Raw genomic sequence first — 16,023 nt, 5'->3', positions numbered from 1 at the left:
GCCCTTTCGGGTGGGTTCGGTGGCCTGGTCGGGCCGCTCGGCTATCGGTCCCCGAAGATCGTGCGGTGCCAGTCCTTCGCCGCGACCGCCGTGTTGTCGTACATCACGTGCTTGACCTGCGTGTACTCCTCGAAGGAATACACCGACATGTCCTTTCCGAACCCACTGGCCTTGTAGCCGCCGTGGGGCATCTCGCTGATGATCGGAATGTGGTCGTTGATCCACACGCAGCCCGCCTTGATCTCGCGGGTGGCCCGGCCCGTGCGGTAGACGTCGCGGCTCCAGGCGGAGGCGGCGAGGCCGTAGGGGGTGTCGTTGGCCAGGGCGATGCCCTCGTCGTCGGTGTCGAAGGGCAGCACGACCAGGACCGGGCCGAAGATCTCCGCCTGGACAACCTCGCTGTCCTGGGGGGCGTCGGCGATCAGGGTGGGCGGGTAGTAGGCGCCGTCGCCCTTGGGGACCTCGCCGCCGGTCACGATCCGGGCGTAGCCACGGGCGCGCTCGACGAAGGCGGCGACGCGGTCGCGGTGGGCGTGGGAGATCAGCGGGCCGAGGTCGGTGTCCGCGCGGAAGGGGTCACCGACGCGCACGGTCTCCATCAGCGCCGCGACCCGCTCGACGAAGGCCTCGTACAGGGGGCGCTGGACGTAGGCGCGGGTGGCGGCGGTGCAGTCCTGGCCGGAGTTGATGAGCGAGGCCGCGACCGCGCCGTGCGCGGCCGCTTCGAGGTCGGCGTCGTCGAACACCACGAACGGGGCCTTGCCGCCGAGTTCGAGGTGGATGCGCTTGACGGTGCGCGTGGCGATCTCCGCGACGCGTTTGCCGACGCCGGTGGAGCCGGTGAAGGAGGTCATGACGACGTCCGGGTGCCCGACGAGGTGTTCGCCCGCGTCCGCTCCCGCGCCCGTGACGATGTTGACCACGCCGTCCGGGATCCCGGCCTCCGTGGCGGCCTCGGCGAACAGGAGCGAGGTCAGCGGGGTGATCTCGGCGGGCTTGAGGACGATGGTGTTGCCCGCGGCGATCGCCGGGAGGATCTTCCAGGCGGCCATCTGGAGCGGGTAGTTCCACGGCGCGATGGACCCGACGACACCGATGGGCTCCCGGCGTACGTAGGAGGTGTGGTCGCCGGAGTACTCACCCGCCGACCGGCCTTCCAGGTGCCGGGCGGCGCCCGCGAAGAAGGCCGCGTTGTCGATCGTGCCGGGGACGTCGAACTCCCGGGTCAGCTTGAGGGGCTTGCCGCACTGCGAGGACTCCGCCCGCGCGAACTCCTCGGCCCGTTCGGCAAGGACGCCCGCGAGGCGGTGCAGGGCGGCGGAGCGCTCGCCGGGGGAGGTGGCCGACCAGCCGGGGAATGCCTCCTTGGCGGCGGCCACCGCCGCGTCGACATCGGCGGGGCCCGCGAGCTCGTAGGAGTACACCGGGTGCCCGGTCGCCGGGTCGATGACCTCGTGCCGCCGCCCCGAGGTGCCCGGGCGCAGCCGTCCCGCGATGTACTGGGCGCCGGCCGCGAAGCGGTCGTTGGCCGGGAAGCGATTGCCGTTGCCGTTGTCGGTGTCCATGTCGCCCACGTTCTTCGTAGCTTCAGCTCGATTTGAGTGACGATCCTGGCAGAGCGGCATCTGGCCAACAAGTGATTCCGTTGTTGCCTTTTGGTTACGCGACGGAATCTGTCGACCAAGTGTCGGGTCGGGGCGGTATTGGCCCGACGGGTTGTCAGTGGCGCGTGCCAGACTCGCGTGCATGGAGCAGATCACGGGGGACCGCGCGCCGCTCGACGCCCTGACCGAGCGGTTCACCAACGGTGAGCGGATCAAGTTTCTGTACTTCTGGGGTCATGCGCCGAGGCGCGACGGATCGTTGGGGCCGAGCTGCTTCAGCCAGTGGTGGCCCTCACGCTTCGTGGTCGACGGGGTCGAGTACGCGACGGCGGAGCACTGGATGATGGCGTCGAAGGCACGGCTCTTCAAGGACGCCGAAGGGGAGCGCGCGGCGCTCACGGCGGCGAACCCCGCGCTCGCGAAGAAGGCCGGGCGCCTGGTGCGCGGCTTCGACGAGGCGGTGTGGCGGCGGGAGCGGTACGGGACAGTTCTGGCGGGCTGCCTGCACAAGTTCGGCCAGGACGAGGCGCTGCGGTCCTATCTGCTCAGCACCGGCGCCCGGGTGCTGGTGGAGGCGAGCCCCCTGGACCGCGTCTGGGGCATCGGCCTGTCGGCGGACGCGCCGGGTGCGCGGGACCCCAGGCTCTGGCGCGGCCTGAACCTCCTGGGTTTCGCCCTGACCGAGGCCCGCGAGCGCCTGCGCTGAGGGCGGTCGGGGACCCGGCCGTCGGGGCGCGCGCGGGCCCCGGTGGCGGGGCGCGCGGGCCTCGGTGGCGGGGCTGGCCGCCCGGGCCCGGTCCGTGTTGCTCACCGGGGCCGAAAGCCGGGGCGAGCCGCACGGACCAGGCCTTGGTCAGCGGGCCGAGGAGGCCAGGGACAGGAAGCTGTTCCAGTAGTTGTCGTCGTAGACGTCGTGGTGCGTGGGCTGATGGGTCCAGATCACGACCATCAGGATCAGAATGACGATCCCCAGCACGATGCCGATGATGCCGAGGACGACGCCCGCGAGGGCCTGCCCCCGGTTGTTCGCCTCACCACGGGTGGCCCGGCCCTTGCCGAGCAGGCCGAAGATCAGGGCCAGCACACCGAGCACGATGCCGGCGATGCCCCAGGTGCAGAACATGGCGGCGCAGGCGATGATGCCGAGCACCATGCCGGCGGTGCCGAATCCATTCTGCGGGGCGGCCATGCCGGTCCAGCCCCCGTAGCCGTATCCCGGCTGGCCCGGGTATCCGGGGTAGCCGCCGTCGTATCCCTGCTGCTGACCGGGGTAGCCCGGGTATCCGCCGTCCGGTCCCGCCTGCTGCGGGTAGGCGGGGTAGCCGTAGCTGCCGGGGGGCGCCTGACTGGGGGCGGGCGGCGGCGTCGGGGCGCCGAAGCCGGGTGCCTGGTGTCCCGGCGTCTGCTGTCCGGGCGCCTGCTGTCCCGGTGCGTGCTGTCCGGGCGCCTGCTGTCCGGGCGCGCCCGGGAACGACGCGGGAGCGCCGCCGGGGCCGTCGCTCTGGCCGTCGGCGGGCGGGGCGGGCATCGAGGCGAGGGTCCGCTGATCGTGCACCGGCGGCTTGTCCAGCGGGACCTTGTGCTCCGGCGGCGCCCAGGGATCGCGCGGCTCCTGGCCCCCCGGCGGCTGCTGGTTGTTCTCTGACATGGGCCTCCCCCATCGTGATTCCGTCATGCTACGGCCCGGGTCGGGGGCCGATCCGCCCGGCCTACCATGATCCCCGACCGGCGAAGCCGTCGCGACGCCGACCGCGCGAGGCCCCTCGCGGCAGACCCTGGAGGACCCCATGACCGACCTGCACCCCTTCATCGCGGGGCTGCCCAAGGCCGAACTGCACGTGCACCACGTCGGCTCGGCGTCCCCCCGCATCGTGGCCGAACTCGCGGCCCGCCACGCCGACTCGAAGGTCCCCACCGACCCCGAGGCGCTGGCCGACTACTTCACCTTCACGGACTTCGCGCACTTCATCGAGGTCTATCTGTCGGTCGTCGACCTGATCCGCACCCCCGAGGATGTGCGCCTTCTCACCTACGAGGTGGCGCGCGACATGGCCCGGCAGAACATCCGCTACGCCGAGCTGACCATCACGCCGTTCTCCTCCACCCGGCGGGGCATCGACGAGCGGGCGTTCATGGAGGCGATCGAGGACGCCCGCAAGGCCGCCGAGGCCGAGTTCGGCACGGTGCTGCGCTGGTGCTTCGACATTCCCGGCGAGGCGGGCCTCGAAGCCGCCGCCGAGACGACGCGGCTCGCCACGCAGGACTCCGTCCGCCCCGAAGGCCTGGTCTCCTTCGGCCTGGGCGGCCCCGAAATCGGCGTACCGCGCCCGCAGTTCAAGCCGTACTTCGACCGGGCCATCGCCGCCGGTCTGCACTCGGTGCCGCACTCGGGCGAATCCACCGGGCCGCAGTCGATCTGGGACGCGCTGACCGAGCTGCGCGCCGAGCGGATCGGCCACGGCACCAGCGCCACGCAGGACCCGGCGCTCCTGAGGCATCTGGCCGACCACCGGATCGCCCTGGAGGTCTGCCCGACCTCCAACCTCGCGACGCGGGTGGTGGCGGACCTGGATCAGCACCCGGTCAAGGAGATGGTGGCGGCCGGCGTCCTGGTGACCATCAACAGCGACGACCCGCCGATGTTCGGCAGCGACCTCAACAACGAGTACGCGGTCGCCGCGCGCCTGTTGGACCTGGACGAGCGGGGTCTCGCCGGCCTCGCCAAGAACGCCGTGGAGGCCTCGTTCCTCGACCCGGCAGGCAAGACGAAGCTGGCCGAGGAGATCGACACGTACACGCAAGGATGGCTCACCCGCTGACCCGGGCGGCCGGCCCCGTACCGCGAGTCCGGGCGGGCGCCGGCCGGGTCCGGGCATCGCCCCCAATGGCGACCCCGGTCGGGCTCGCACCGGCCGGGTCGCAAACCTGCCGCCGAGGTCGCCCAGCGGCCCGCCCGGGCGCCTGCTGGCCACACCCCGCGCCGCTCAGCACAATGACCACATGGACCCCATGCGCACCACGGCGCGCACCGTGACAGTCGTGGCCCACCGGGGCGATCCCTACCGGGTCCGCGAGAACACCCTTCCCTCCATCGCCTCGGCCCTCGAACGGGGCGCGGACGCGGTGGAGATCGACGTCCGCACGACCCGGGACGGCGTGCCCGTGCTGCTGCACGACGACACGCTGAAACGGCTGTGGCAGGTCGAACGCCCGCTGAGCGCCCTGTCGTACGAGGAGGTGCGGGAGGCGACCGGCGGCGGGATCCCGACCCTGCGCCAGACGTTGCTCGCGGTCGGCGCACACCGCGTGATGATCGACCTGCCCGGCGCCACCGAGAAGTCCGTGCGCGAGGTGGTGGGCACGGTGCGCGAGTGCGGCGCGGGCGAGCGGGTGTACTACTGCGCGGGCCCGGTCGCGATGCTGGCCGTCCGCGCCGCGGACCCGGGCGCCGAGATCGCCCTGACCTGGACGAGACCCGCGCCACCGCGCCCCGCCCTGATCGACGCGGTGCGCCCGCGCTGGCTCAACTTCCGCTTCGCACTGGTCGGCCACGACCTGGTGGAGCGGGCCCACCGGGACGGCCTGCTCGTCTCGGCATGGACCGCGGACACCCGACGCACCCAACGCCGCCTCATCCAGCACGGCGTGGACTCGATCACCACCAACCGGGTGGAGGCGCTGCGCGCGGTCCTGTCGCAGCGGTAGCGGCGACGCGCGGACGAACGGCCGGCAGGACCAGTGGGGGGCACGAAGTGATGGCAGTGGAGCGGCTGGCGGCACGGCTGCGGACGGCGAACGGGTGGGCCGTGGACATCGGTCTCGCGCTCCTGGTCCAGGCGGCGATGTCGATCCCTTTCGTCGTCGCACGTCCGGCCGGACTGCCCCAGGCCACCTGGGCGGACTACGGGCTCACCTCGTTGAGCGTGCTGCCCCTGGTGTGGCGGCGCCGGGCCCCGGTGACGGTGACGCTCGCGGTTCTGGTGGCGGGAGCGACGTACAAACTGACCCTCGACGGGCCCGGCCAGCCGCTGCCCTACCCCGGGCTCATTGCCCTGTACACAGTGGCGGCGCTGTGCCCCGCGCGGCGCCGGATCGGGGTCGCGGCGCTGGTCGCCGTCCTCATCGTGCCGTCGGTCGCGCTCAACACCCAGGATGCCAAGGAGCTGCTGTTCTCCTTCTTCGTCTTCGGTGCCGCGTACGCGCTGGGAAGGCTCACCCACGTCCGGCAGGCTTACACCGTGGCCGTCGAGGAGCGGGCGGCGTACCTGGAGCGGGCCAACCGCAGCGAGGCCGAGCGGGCGGCGGCGCGGGAGCGGGCGCGGATCGCCCGGGAGACGCACGACATCCTGTCGCACGCCGTCAGCATCATGATCGTGCAGGCGGAGGCCGGCCCGCCGGCGGTGCGGGCCGCGCCCGAGCGCGCGGAGGCGGCGTTCGTGGCGATCTCCGACGCCGGCCGGGACGCGATGGCGCAGCTGCGCCGGATGCTGGGCGTGCTGCGCGAGGGGGACACCACGGGCACCGCCGCCCCGCGTGCGCCTCAGCCGGGCGTCGCGGAGCTGCCCGCGCTCACCGAGCGGGTCTCCTCGAGCGGCCCTTCGGTCTCGTACACGGTGACGGGCGCGCCGTGCCCGCTGTCGCCGGACACCGGTGCCACCGTGTACCGGATCGTGCAGGAGGCCCTGACGAACACGGTGAGGCACGCGGGAGCGTCGACCGCGCTCGTTCATCTTGCCTACGGCGAACGCGAGTTGACGGTCACGGTCCTGGACGACGGACACGGCGCCGAACCGTCCGCCGACAGCGCTCCCGGCCAGGGTCACGGCCTGATCGGGGTGCGCGAGCGGGCGGCGGCGCACGGCGGCACGGCGTCCACGGGCCCGGGCCCGGACGGCCGGGGCTTCGAGGTGCGCGCCGTCCTCCCGCTGACACCCCGGCCACCGCTCCCCCGCCAGGTACTCTCCCGCAGGGAGGTGGGGTCGTGACGATCCGTGTGGTGGTGGCCGACGACCAGGAACTGGTGCGCGCCGGCTTCGCCCTGATCCTGGACATGCAGCCCGGCATCGAGGTGGTCGCGGAGGCCGGCGACGGTGTCCAGGCCGTCGAGGCGGTCCGCCGCCATGCGCCCGATGTGGCCCTGCTCGACATCCGGATGCCGCGCCTCGACGGCATCGAGGCATGCCGCGAGATCAGCGCGGCGAGCGCATGCCGCACAGTGATGCTGACCACCTTCGACTGTGACGAGTACGTGTACGAGGCCCTGCGCGCCGGGGCGAGCGGATTCCTGCTCAAGGACGTGCGACGGGACGATCTCGCGCACGCGGTACGGGTGGTGGCGGCCGGGGAGGCACTGCTCGCGCCCTCGGTGGCGCGCCGCCTCATCGCCGAGTACGCCTCACGCCCCGCAATCCCGCCCCCTTCCGGTCGCCTTGACGTGCTCACCGCACGCGAACGCGAGACTCTGCTGCTGCTCGGCCGTGGCCTGTCCAACGCCGAGATCGCGGCCGCCCTGACGGTGTCCGAGCACACCGTGAAAACGCACGTGGGCCATGTGCTGGCGAAGCTGGGCCTGCGAGACCGGGTCCAAGCGGTGATCTGCGCGTACGAGACGGGCCTGATCTCGGCAGGCGCTCCCGCCTGAACATGGGCCGCGCGAGCGGGAGTTGACGACACAGCCCCTGCTCCGCCCAGGAAGGCGGAGCCCCAGCTTCCCATGACAGGGCACTCCCCCGGGCGGGGGAGACGGCACCGCCCCCGCTCCCCGGAGCGGGGGAGAAACCGGCCGGGCCGAACCCCTCGCCACGGCGATCCGTACGAGCTCTTCGATCACCAGGATGGATCCGTCAGCACAACAGCCCCACCTGATCACGGAGATCGCGCCATGGACGCCCGCACGCACACCCTCATTCCCACCCGCCCCCGCACCCGCATCCGCTCCCGCACCGCCCTGCTCGCCACTGTGCTGGTCCTCGCCGTCCCGGTGGCCCCTGCCGTCGCCTCGGCGCCGAGACCCCCCTCGGCCAGTGCCCGAGCCGCCACCGGCAGCCTCGACATCGCCGCCCTGCGTGCGGCCATCGCCGACGCCGGGAAGCCGGGCGCGGACGCGACGGCCGCGCTGGTCCGGGTCGGCGGCACCGAGGGGAGCTGGCTCGGCGCGGCCGGGGTGCACGACCTGGCCACCCGTGCCCCGGCCGACCCGGGCGGCCGCTTCCGGGCTGGTTCGGTCACCAAGGTCTTCACGGCGGCCATGATTCTCCAGCTCGCGAGCGAGGGCAGGGTCGATCTGAACCGACCGGCGCGGGCCTATCTGCCCGACCTGATTCCGGCGACGTACGCACGGGTGACGGTCCGTCAACTCCTCAACCACACCAGCGGAATCCCGTCCGTCGGTTCGTCCGACGACGACTCCCTGCATTACCTGTACGCGCACCGTTTCGAGGACCGCGACCCGGTGGACGTGGTACGCGAGGCGACCGCGCGGAAGCCCGATTTCGCGCCGGGCACCGAGCAGCACTACGGCAACATCGGCTACACGGTCGCGGGACTGCTCCTGGAGCGGGTGACGGGCGACTCCTACGCGCACCAGCTCGTCACCCGCATCGTGCGGCCGCTGCACCTCACGGACACCGCCGTCCCGGGCTCCGACCCGGCCATCCACGGCCCGCACAACCACGGATACCAGGTCTTCAAGGAGCCGGACGGCTCTTCGCGGCTGCGGGACGTGACGGTGTGGGGCGCGGGCGACGCGTTCGCGGCCGGCGACCTCATCTCCACCACAGCGGATCTGGACCGTTTCACCCGTGCCCTGTTCTCGGGCCAGGTAGTGCGTGGCGCACAGCTGAAGGAGATGTTCACGCTGCCCGGTCCGGACGTGCGCGACATGCGCACGGGCAAGCCGGCCGCGTACAGCGTGGGCCTGTCGACGATGCGACTCGGCGGCCGGGACGTGTGGGGCAAGACGGGAGGCCGCTACGGCTACAACACCGCGATCGGGGCCACGCTGTCCGCTTCTGGCGCCCCGACCCGGACCCTGGTCTACAGCGTCAACTCCACGGACGCCAAGGGCGCGGACATGAACCCGACCGCCATGAAAATCATGACCGCCGCCTTCGGCGTCAAGTCCGGGGGTACGGGGAAATGACGGCGGGGTCGGGAGCCGGACCCGCCGGCGGCGCGTCTACAACCCCACGATCGCGTTCCACCGCTTGGCGAACTCCACCCGTTCCTCGGACGTGATGTCGCGGGCGATCGCGAGACGTTCGCGCATCGTGGCGTCCGGGAAGATCAGGGGGTTTTCGGCCAGTTCGGCCTCGTCCTTGTTCTTCGAGGAGGCCAGGACGTCCCGGGCGGCGGGGACGGGGCAGACGTAGTTGACCGAGGCGGCCAGTTCGGCGGCGACCTCGGGGTCGTAGTAGTAGTCGATCAGGGCCTGCGCGTTCGCCTTGTGGCGGGCCAGGTTGGGGATCATCATCGACTCCGCCCACAGCTCCGCGCCCTCCTCGGGCACCACGAACTCGATGTCGGGGTTGTCGGCCTGGAGCTGGAAGACGTCGCCGCTGTAGGCCTGGCAGGCCAGTACGTCGCCCTTGTTGAGGTCGCTGGTGTAGTCGTTGCCGGTGAAGCGCCGGATCTGCTTGTTGGCGACCTGCTTGTCGACCTCGTCGCACATGCGGTGGAAGTCGTCCGCCGTCCACCGCGTGATGTCGACGCCATTGCCCTGCATGAGGAGGGCGAAGGATTCGTCCAGGCCGGAGAAGAGTGTCACCTTGCCGGCCAGGCGCGGGTCCCACAGATCGCTCACGCGCTTGAGCTCGCGGCCCAGCTTCTTCCTGTTGTACGCGATGCCGGTGATCCCGGACTGCCACGGGACGCTGTGCAGGCGGCCGTTGTCGAAGGCGGGGGTCCGCAGCTGGGGGTCGAGGTGGCGCGCGACGTTGGGCTGCTTGGCGCGGTCCATCTCCTGCACCCAGCCCAGCCGCACGAACCGGGCGGCCATCCAGTCGCTGATGACCATGAGGTCGCGGCCGGTCTCCTGATGGTTCATCAGCGCGGGGCTGATCTTGCCGAAGAACTCGTCGTTGTCGTTGATCTCCTCGGTGTACGTGACGGAGATTCCGGTGCTCCTGGTGAACGCCTCGAGGGTGGGGCGCCTGGAGGCATCCTTGTCGTCGACGTCGATGTAGAGCGGCCAGTTGGCGAACGTCAGGGACTTGTCGGCCGCCGAACGGTCACGGCCGGTCCGCTCGCCCGGTGCGACGTACGCCGCGGGGACCCCGCAGCCGGCGAGGGCGGCCAGCGCGGCGCCGCCGCCGAGGGCGCGCAGGAGGCTGCGGCGGGCAAGGGGGCTGCTGGCGCGGGGCGCGGTCGGTGGCATTCCCGCAGGATGCCCGGCCCACCGAGCGCGTTCAATGGACGCTGCGTACAGCCCTCGCCCCCAGGCCGGACACCCTGTCGGGCCCTGCGGGCCGGCCCGGGCGAGGTCCGGTGGCAGCGAGAAGGGGCGGGGGATCAACTCCCCCGCCCCTCGCGGCCGTTCAGGCCCGGATCACCATCAGCCGGTTCAGCCCTCGATCGACGTCATCACGTGCTTGATGCGCGTGTAGTCCTCGAAACCGTACGCGGAGAGGTCCTTGCCGTAGCCGGACTTCTTGAAGCCGCCGTGCGGCATCTCGGCGACCAGCGGGATGTGGGTGTTGATCCACACACAGCCGAAGTCGAGGTTCTTGGACATCCGCATGGCGCGCGCGTGGTCCTTGGTCCACACCGAGGAGGCCAGCGCGTACTCGACGCCGTTGGCGTACTCCAGGGCCTGGGCCTCGTCGGTGAAGGACTGGACGGTGATGACCGGCCCGAACACCTCGTTCTGGATGATCTCGTCGTCCTGCTTGAGGCCCGAGACGACGGTCGGGGCGTAGAAGTAGCCCTGCTCGCCGACGCGGTGGCCGCCCGCCTCGACCTTGGCGTGCGCGGGCAGGCGCTCGATGAAGCCGGTGACCTGCTTGAGCTGGTTGGCGTTGTTCAGCGGCCCGTACAGCACGTCCGCGTCGTCGGGCTGTCCGGTCTTGGTGTCGGCGGCGGCCTTGGCCAGCGCGGTCACGAACTCGTCGTGGATGGACTCGTGCACCAGCACGCGGGTGGCGGCGGTGCAGTCCTGGCCGGCGTTGAAGTAGCCGGCGACCGCGATGTCCTCGACGGCCTTGGCGATGTCGGCGTCCTCGAAGACGACGACCGGGGCCTTGCCGCCCAGCTCCAGGTGGACGCGCTTGACGTCCTTGGAGGCGGACTCGGCGACCTGCATGCCGGCCCGCACCGAACCGGTGATGGAGGCCATCGCCGGGGTCCTGTGCTCGACCATCGCGCGGCCCGTGTCACGGTCGCCGCACACGACGTTGAAGACGCCCTTGGGGACGATCGCGCCGATGATCTCGGCGATCAGGACGGTCGAGGCGGGGGTGGTGTCCGAGGGCTTGAGGACGACCGTGTTGCCCGCGGCGAGCGCCGGGGCGAACTTCCACACGGCCATCATCATCGGGTAGTTCCACGGCGCGACCTGCGCGCAGACGCCGACCGGCTCGCGGCGCACGATCGAGGTCAGCCCCTCCATGTACTCGCCGGCGCTGCGGCCCTCAAGCAGCCGGGCCGCGCCCGCGAAGAAGCGGATCTGGTCCACCATCGGCGGGATCTCTTCGGTGCGGGTGAGCTCGATCGGCTTGCCGGTGTTCTCCGACTCGGCGGCGATCAGCTCCTCGGCGCGCTCCTCGAAGGCGTCCGCGATCTTCAGCAGCACGCGCTGGCGCTCCGCCGGGGTGCTGTCGCGCCAGGCGGGGAACGCCTTGGCCGCGGCCGCCATGGCGGCGTCCACGTCCTGCTGGCCGGAGAGCGGCGAGGTCGCGTACGGCTGGCCCGTGGCCGGGTTGACCACCTCGATGGTCCGCCCGTCGGCAGCATCGCGGAACTCCCCGTCGATGTAATTGCGCAAACGACGCAGTTCGGTGGTCACTTCGCTGGCCTCCCGGTCCGATGTCCGATGGATGAGACAGCCCACCCTAGTCGGTGGAGCGACGCTTTCGACAGACCCGACGCCCCTGAACTTCGGATTCAGTTCCCGGAAGGTCACAGGACAACGAATTACATCGCTTTGGGGTTGCGGGACGGGCCGGGTCGGGTGCACAGTGGCTCCGTGGCCAGCCGAAGCACAGACCCCAGGAACGGGAACGGATCACCCTCCCGGCTCCCGACCACCGCCCCGCAGACGGACGCCGCCCGGCGCTCCCACGGGACGACGATCGACGCCGTCTCCCTGGCGATCATCGAGCAGCTTCAGGAGGACGGGCGCCGCCCGTACGCCGCGATCGGCAAGGCCGTCGGCCTGTCCGAGGCGGCCGTGCGCCAGCGCGTCCAGAAGCTGCTCGACCAGGGCGTGATGCAGATCGTCGCCGTCACCGACCCGCTCACCGTGGGATTCAGGCGCCAGGCGATGGTCGGCATCCGCGTCGAGGGCGACCTCGACCCGGTGGCGGAGGCGCTGACGGCCATGGCCGAATGCGAGTACGTGGTGATGACCGCGGGCTCCTTCGACCTGATGGTGGAGGTCGTCTGCGAGGACGACGACCACCTGCTCGAAGTGATCAACAAGAGGATCCGCGCCCTCCCCGGCGTGCGCTCCACCGAGAGCTTCGTCTACCTCAAGCTGAAGAAGCAGACCTATATGTGGGGAACCCGATAGCCGTGAGCAAGGACCTCAGCCAGACCGCCTACGACCACCTGTGGATGCACTTCACCCGCATGTCGTCGTACGAGAACGCCCCCGTCCCCACCATCGTCCGTGGCGAGGGCACCTACATCTACGACGACAAGGGCAAGAAGTACCTCGACGGCCTCTCGGGCCTGTTCGTCGTCAACGCAGGACACGGCCGTCACGAGCTCGCCGAGACCGCCTACAAGCAGGCGCAGGAACTGGCCTTCTTCCCGGTGTGGTCCTACGCCCACCCCAAGGCCGTCGAGCTCGCGGAGCGTCTGGCGAACTACGCGCCGGGCGACCTCAACAAGGTCTTCTTCACCACCGGCGGCGGCGAGGCCGTCGAGACCGCGTGGAAGCTGGCGAAGCAGTACCACAAGCTCACCGGCAACCACACCAAGTACAAGGTCATCTCGCGTGCGGTCGCCTACCACGGCACCCCGCAGGGCGCCCTGTCCATCACGGGTCTGCCCGCCCTGAAGGCGCCCTTCGAGCCGCTGGTCCCCGGCGCGCACAAGGTGCCCAACACCAACATCTACCGCGCCTCGATACACGCCGACGACCCGGTCGCCTTCGGCCGCTGGGCCGCCGACCAGATCGAGCAGGAGATCCTGTTCGAGGGCCCCGAGACGGTGGCCGCCGTCTTCCTGGAGCCGGTGCAGAACGCGGGCGGCTGCTTCCCGCCGCCGCCCGGGTACTTCCAGCGTGTGCGCGAGATCTGCGACAAGTACGACGTGCTGCTCGTCTCCGACGAGGTCATCTGCGCCTTCGGCCGGCTCGGCACGATGTTCGCCTGCGACAAGTTCGGCTACGTGCCGGACATGATCACCTGCGCCAAGGGCATGACCTCGGGCTACTCCCCGATCGGCGCCTGCATCATCTCCGACAAGCTCGCCGAGCCGTTCTACAAGGGTGACAACACCTTCCTGCACGGCTACACCTTCGGCGGCCACCCGGTCTCCGCCGCGGTGGGCCTGGCAAACCTCGACATCTTCGAGAAGGAAGGCCTCAACCAGCACGTGCTGGACAACGAGGGCGCCTTCTTCGACACCCTCAAGAAGCTGCACGACCTGCCGATCGTCGGCGACGTCCGCGGCAACGGCTTCTTCTACGGCATCGAGCTGGTGAAGGACAAGGTCACCAAGGAGAGCTTCAACGACGAGGAGACCGAGCGCGTCCTGTACGGGTTCCTCTCCAAGGCGCTGTACGACAACGGCCTGTACTGCCGGGCTGACGACCGCGGCGACCCGGTCGTCCAGCTCGCCCCGCCGCTGATCTCCGACCAGTCGACCTTCGACGAGATCGAGGGCGTCCTGCGCCAGGTCCTGACGGAGGCCTGGACCAAGCTCTGAGCATCCCGCCCACGGCCCGGCCGCGCCCATCCGAGTGAGATGGGAGCGGCCGGGCCGCGTGCTGTTGGGACAGCCACACCCCACTGCCTAGCGTGCCCAGTGACCGATCGGCCCTGCCTTCGTTCCCCCGTACGGGGAGCGGGAACAGGAAATCTGATCTGAACCGAGGTGTGCACCATGGTGGCTCCGCCGGACAACGACGTGCTGTGGGCACGTTCCCTGCACCATTCCCACAGCGGCTCGCCCGCCCTGACCGGGGTGGGCGTGGGGGTGCGCGAGGGCGAGATCCTTGCCGTGGGCGGCCCGCGCGGCTGCGGCAAGACGACCCTGCTGCGCTGCCTGTCGGGCACCTTGGTGCCGGACGAGGGCGAGGTGTGGTTCAACAGCGTGCCCGTCCACACGCTGGGCGCGGTGAGCCGTGAACGGCTGCGCCGCGACCGGTTCGCCTGGATCGACCCCGAGCCGACCCTGGTCCCCGAACTCAGCGCCTGGGAGAACGCCGCCCTGCCGCTGCTCCTGCGCGGCGCCCCGCACCGCGACGCGAAGAAGGCGGCCCTCGAATGGCTGGAACGCCTCGACGTCGACACCTGCGCCAAGCGCCGGCCGCACGCCCTGCTCCAGGCCGAGCGCCAGCGCGTGGCGATCGCGCGCGCCCTGGTCACCGGGCCCACCGTGCTCTTCGCCGACGAGCCCACCGCGACCCTGCACCGCGCCGACGGGGCGCAGGTGCTGCGCACCCTGCTCACCGCGGTCCGCTCGCACCGCATCACCACGCTGATCGCGACCCATGACACGGACGTGGCCGAGCTGGCCGACCGCACCGTGGTCCTCATCGACGGCCGCCGGGTCAACTCCCGTGTCACCACGGATGGTTCGGATACGGAGGGTATCGCCGCGTGCTCGCTCTCCGTCTAGCCCGCGGCACCCATCCGCTGGTCCTGCTGCGCCGACTGCTGGTGTCCGCGGCGTCCGCCGGGGTCGGTTTCCTGCTGCTGTGCACGCTCGGCCACGCCGTCGGCCACCCCGGCGCGTCCGTGCTGCGGCTGCTGTGGTGCGCGGTCCCGGTCGCGGCCACGGCGCACTTCGCGGTCGCGGTGGCCCGCACCGATCCCAGCACCCGGCCGCGTCCGGGGCTGTCCGCCGTGGGCCTTGGTCCCGCCCGCCTCGCGGTGATCGCCGCCGCCTCCACGGCGGTCACCTGCACGCTGGGCTCGGCGGTGGCGCTCCTGGTCTGTCTGCATCTGCGCGGCGACATCACCGGGCTCCCCTTCGACGGCGCCGCGGCCGGTCTGCTCGCCGCGGACCAGCCGATGCCGGTGGCGGCCGCCCTGACCCTGCTCGCCGTGCTGCCGGTGACGGCGTCGGTCGCGGCCGGGGTCGCGCTGCGCCCGCGCTCGGCAACGCGACCGGGCGAGCGCAGCGACCCGGTGCACCCCGAGGAGCCGGCGCCCGCGCCGAACGGGCTGCCGTGGGGGTGCGTGCTCATCACGGCCGGCCTCGCGGTGGAGACGTACGCGAGCCGGGGCGCCCCGGGCTCGGCCTTCCCGATGCCGGGCCACCCCGAGGGCAGCCCGGCGGGACTCCTCGGCGGGTGGGCGCTGACCGCGCTCGGTCTGGCGCTCGCGGGCCCCGCGCTCGCGCACTTCAGCGGACGGCTGCTGCAACTGGGCCGCCCGGGCGCCGCCCGCCTGCTCGCGGGCCGGGTCCTGATGGCGGAGGCCCGGCGCATCGGGCGGCCCCTGGGGGTGGTGTGCGCGGTGGCGTCGGCGGCGATCGCGGCGGCGGCCCTGTACGGGGGCCGGCCCGGACCGCATCCCTTCGGTCCGCTCACGGGGCTCGGTGCGGGGCTCGTCATGAGCTGCACGGTGGCGACGCTGCTGACCGCGACCCTGGAGTCCCGCCATGCCCGGGCCCACACCACGGCGGCCCTTCTCTCCCTCGGCGCCCCCGCCGCCACGCTGCGGGGCGCGGCGGCCCTGCGCACCCTGGCCCTGCTGGCCGTCTTCACCCCGGTGACCGCGACGATCGCCGAACTGGCGGCCCTCCCCCTGCGCTGACCGCCGGACGGGCTGAGGTATGCCGGGTGGGCCAGCACCAGCCCCACCAGGGGCGCGGGGAACTGCGCGCCCAGCCACGCACGGTCCGCAGCCGGGACTCCTGGGGCTCCGCCCCAGACCCCGATCGGCCTGAACGGCCTCGTCCTCAAACGCCGGACGGGCTGAGGTTGCCTGGCTGGGCCGGCATGAGCCCTGCCCTGGGTTGCCCCACGTGGGCCCGCACCGACCCCGTCAGGGGCGCGGGGAACTGCGCGAGAAGCGACCACGACCCG

Annotated in this window: 14 protein-coding genes; 10 read left to right on the top strand and 4 right to left on the bottom strand. The window is 71.7% G+C overall.

Features of this window, described 5'->3' with window-relative positions; translation table 11 throughout:
* Window positions 1-41: 41 nt before the first annotated feature.
* On the bottom strand, window positions 42-1,565 hold the full coding sequence (locus ABR738_RS29395; protein WP_350232956.1) for a gamma-aminobutyraldehyde dehydrogenase: 1,524 nt from the start codon (window positions 1,563-1,565) through the stop codon (window positions 42-44).
* A gap of 151 nt (window positions 1,566-1,716) precedes the next feature.
* On the opposite strand from ABR738_RS29395, the gene ybiA reads away from it, so the two are divergent.
* A complete protein-coding gene (ybiA, locus tag ABR738_RS29390) occupies window positions 1,717-2,310 on the top strand; it encodes a riboflavin biosynthesis intermediates N-glycosidase (protein WP_502964165.1) in 594 nt (197 codons plus the stop codon).
* Window positions 2,311-2,457: 147 nt separating this feature from the next.
* On the opposite strand, the gene ABR738_RS29385 is transcribed toward ybiA, so the two are convergent.
* Complete coding sequence (locus ABR738_RS29385; protein WP_350232954.1) at window positions 2,458-3,252, bottom strand: hypothetical protein; 795 nt, start codon at window positions 3,250-3,252, stop codon at window positions 2,458-2,460.
* A 139-nt stretch (window positions 3,253-3,391) separates the two neighbouring features.
* Here ABR738_RS29385 and ABR738_RS29380 point away from each other — a divergent pair, with 139 nt between their 5' ends.
* From ABR738_RS29380 to ABR738_RS29360, 5 genes are all read left to right on the top strand, one after another.
* Window positions 3,392-4,423, top strand: coding sequence for an adenosine deaminase (locus tag ABR738_RS29380; RefSeq protein WP_350232953.1), 1,032 nt, complete (start codon window positions 3,392-3,394; stop codon window positions 4,421-4,423).
* A 190-nt stretch (window positions 4,424-4,613) separates the two neighbouring features.
* On the top strand, window positions 4,614-5,309 hold the full coding sequence (locus tag ABR738_RS29375) for a glycerophosphodiester phosphodiesterase (RefSeq protein WP_350234796.1): 696 nt from the start codon (window positions 4,614-4,616) through the stop codon (window positions 5,307-5,309).
* A 50-nt stretch (window positions 5,310-5,359) separates the two neighbouring features.
* Window positions 5,360-6,589, top strand: coding sequence for a sensor histidine kinase (locus ABR738_RS29370; RefSeq protein WP_350232952.1), 1,230 nt, complete (start codon window positions 5,360-5,362; stop codon window positions 6,587-6,589).
* Window positions 6,586-7,245, top strand: a complete 660-nt coding sequence (locus ABR738_RS29365) for a response regulator (RefSeq protein ID WP_350232951.1) — start codon at window positions 6,586-6,588, stop codon at window positions 7,243-7,245. The genes ABR738_RS29370 and ABR738_RS29365 overlap by 4 nt, the downstream gene beginning before the upstream one ends.
* Window positions 7,246-7,485: 240 nt before the next feature.
* Window positions 7,486-8,745 (top strand): serine hydrolase domain-containing protein, encoded by a 1,260-nt coding sequence (locus ABR738_RS29360; protein ID WP_350232950.1) that lies wholly within the window; start codon window positions 7,486-7,488, stop codon window positions 8,743-8,745.
* Window positions 8,746-8,781: 36 nt separating this feature from the next.
* Here the strand turns inward: ABR738_RS29360 and ABR738_RS29355 are convergent, their stop codons facing one another.
* The gene (locus ABR738_RS29355) at window positions 8,782-9,978 is read right to left on the bottom strand and encodes a polyamine ABC transporter substrate-binding protein (RefSeq protein ID WP_350232949.1); all 1,197 of its coding nucleotides are present in this window, start codon (window positions 9,976-9,978) and stop codon (window positions 8,782-8,784) included.
* Window positions 9,979-10,164: 186 nt separating this feature from the next.
* Window positions 10,165-11,604, bottom strand: coding sequence for a gamma-aminobutyraldehyde dehydrogenase (locus ABR738_RS29350; RefSeq protein WP_350232948.1), 1,440 nt, complete (start codon window positions 11,602-11,604; stop codon window positions 10,165-10,167).
* Between the two features lie 180 nt (window positions 11,605-11,784).
* Here ABR738_RS29350 and ABR738_RS29345 point away from each other — a divergent pair, with 180 nt between their 5' ends.
* The 4 genes from ABR738_RS29345 to ABR738_RS29330 all read left to right on the top strand — a co-directional run bounded on the left by ABR738_RS29345 (window position 11,785) and on the right by ABR738_RS29330 (window position 15,751).
* Complete coding sequence (locus ABR738_RS29345; RefSeq protein ID WP_350232947.1) at window positions 11,785-12,330, top strand: Lrp/AsnC family transcriptional regulator; 546 nt, start codon at window positions 11,785-11,787, stop codon at window positions 12,328-12,330.
* Window positions 12,315-13,694: an aspartate aminotransferase family protein gene (locus tag ABR738_RS29340; RefSeq protein WP_350232946.1), complete on the top strand. Its 1,380-nt coding sequence runs from the start codon at window positions 12,315-12,317 to the stop codon at window positions 13,692-13,694. Before ABR738_RS29345 ends, ABR738_RS29340 begins: the two co-directional genes overlap by 16 nt.
* A gap of 177 nt (window positions 13,695-13,871) precedes the next feature.
* Window positions 13,872-14,609, top strand: coding sequence for an ABC transporter ATP-binding protein (locus ABR738_RS29335; protein ID WP_350232945.1), 738 nt, complete (start codon window positions 13,872-13,874; stop codon window positions 14,607-14,609).
* Window positions 14,591-15,751 (top strand): hypothetical protein, encoded by a 1,161-nt coding sequence (locus ABR738_RS29330; RefSeq protein ID WP_350232944.1) that lies wholly within the window; start codon window positions 14,591-14,593, stop codon window positions 15,749-15,751. Before ABR738_RS29335 ends, ABR738_RS29330 begins: the two co-directional genes overlap by 19 nt.
* Window positions 15,752-16,023: the final 272 nt, after the last annotated feature.

Origin of the sequence: Streptomyces sp. Edi4 (genome assembly GCF_040253615.1) — a bacterium.
Classification (GTDB): domain Bacteria; phylum Actinomycetota; class Actinomycetes; order Streptomycetales; family Streptomycetaceae; genus Streptomyces.
This window is presented reverse-complemented; position numbering and strand designations above follow the sequence as displayed.

Bases quoted from the DNA above. Each gene is read 5' to 3' on its own strand.
- ABR738_RS29360 (WP_350232950.1), top strand. From the start codon at position 7,486: ATGGACGCCCGCACGCACACCCTCATTCCCACCCGCCCCCGCACCCGC.
- ABR738_RS29370 (WP_350232952.1), top strand. From the start codon at position 5,360: ATGGCAGTGGAGCGGCTGGCGGCACGGCTGCGGACGGCGAACGGGTGG.
- ABR738_RS29355 (WP_350232949.1), bottom strand. From the start codon at position 9,978: ATGCCACCGACCGCGCCCCGCGCCAGCAGCCCCCTTGCCCGCCGCAGC.
- ABR738_RS29335 (WP_350232945.1), top strand. From the start codon at position 13,872: ATGGTGGCTCCGCCGGACAACGACGTGCTGTGGGCACGTTCCCTGCAC.
- ABR738_RS29395 (WP_350232956.1), bottom strand. From the start codon at position 1,565: ATGGACACCGACAACGGCAACGGCAATCGCTTCCCGGCCAACGACCGC.
- ABR738_RS29385 (WP_350232954.1), bottom strand. From the start codon at position 3,252: ATGTCAGAGAACAACCAGCAGCCGCCGGGGGGCCAGGAGCCGCGCGAT.
- ABR738_RS29380 (WP_350232953.1), top strand. From the start codon at position 3,392: ATGACCGACCTGCACCCCTTCATCGCGGGGCTGCCCAAGGCCGAACTG.
- ABR738_RS29375 (WP_350234796.1), top strand. From the start codon at position 4,614: ATGCGCACCACGGCGCGCACCGTGACAGTCGTGGCCCACCGGGGCGAT.